1 protein-coding gene is annotated in these 1,060 nt (G+C 71.2%); it reads left to right on the plus strand.

From position 1 onward, the window contains the following. The first annotated feature begins 64 nt into the window (after positions 1–64). Positions 65–1,024, plus strand: a complete 960-nt coding sequence (locus AB0C69_RS42570; protein WP_360362694.1) for a hypothetical protein — start codon at positions 65–67, stop codon at positions 1,022–1,024. The last annotated feature ends 36 nt before the right edge of the window (positions 1,025–1,060 follow it).

Genomic DNA, 1,060 nt, shown 5'->3' on the forward strand with positions numbered 1-1,060 from the left:
GCCCCGCCGTCACGGCGGGGCCCTTTTCCATTTTCTGTCCCTGTGCGCTGTTAGCCTGCGCGCCATGAATCACCTGTTCGCCCGGTCTCTGGACGGGCGTCTCTGCGTCTACGAGGTCGACGCCGCCGCGGAAGGCCCCCTCCAGGCGGCCTGGTCCGTCGACGTCGGCGCCGGCCTGAACGTGAGCAGTCTCGCCGTCGCCCCTCTGGGCGACACCCTCGTCTACGCGACGCAGCACGACATCGTCCGCCTGCGCCGCGACGGTGCCGAGCTGTGGCGATACGCGTTGCTGCCCAGGTCGACCGAGAAGTACGGGCACAGGCCGACGGTCGCCTTCTCGCCGGACGGGACGCTCGTCTGGGTGTACCGGCCGGATGCGATGGCGGGCCGCGGAAGCCCCGACACCTGGGTGGTTCTCGACGCCGGGTCCGGAACGGTCCGGGCGCAGGCCGATCTGGGGTCCTGCGGGCACGGCGGAGAGCACCTGCCACTGCCGGACGGGTCACGGATGCTGCTGGACGTGGGCGAGGGCCAGGACGGTGCGCTCGTCTTCGCCGGCTCCCTCAAGGGGTCGACGCTGGAAGTGGAGCAGTACCCGTGGGACGACCGGTGCGTCATGGCCCTGGCGCCGGGCGGCGGGCAGTTCATGAGCATCGACCACGGGCAGGCCGACGTGGCCTTCCACGAGTGTCCGAGCGGCGAGGTGGTGCTGAGCCTGCCGGTGGCGGCGTTCGGCCACGACCCCGAAGCCGCGGCCTTCGAGTGGAGCGGCGGGTATCTGGACGCCGACACGGCCATCGTCACCATCGGCGGCGAGCGGGAAGAGGACGATGTACCGGACGACGAAAGGGAATGGCACGTCCACTACCGGATCGATCTGCGCACCGGGGGAGTGGTCGACCGGTTCGAGGCGCATTCCCGCCATTCTTACGATCTGGAGCCGCTGGGGGACGGTTCCTGGCTGACCTCGGACCCGGACGGTCGGCCCGTTCGCCGGGTCGACCGAGGAGCGGGCGGCGGCTGACGCCGATCCCGAGAAGGCGCCGTCCGGCCCACCGGC

Source organism: Actinomadura sp. NPDC048032, assembly GCF_040653175.1.
Classification (GTDB): Bacteria; Actinomycetota; Actinomycetes; order Streptosporangiales; family Streptosporangiaceae; genus Spirillospora; species Spirillospora verrucosospora.

Coding starts and splice junctions, on each gene's coding strand:
- AB0C69_RS42570 (WP_360362694.1), top strand. CDS start 65: ATGAATCACCTGTTCGCCCGGTCTCTGGACGGGCGTCTCTGCGTCTAC.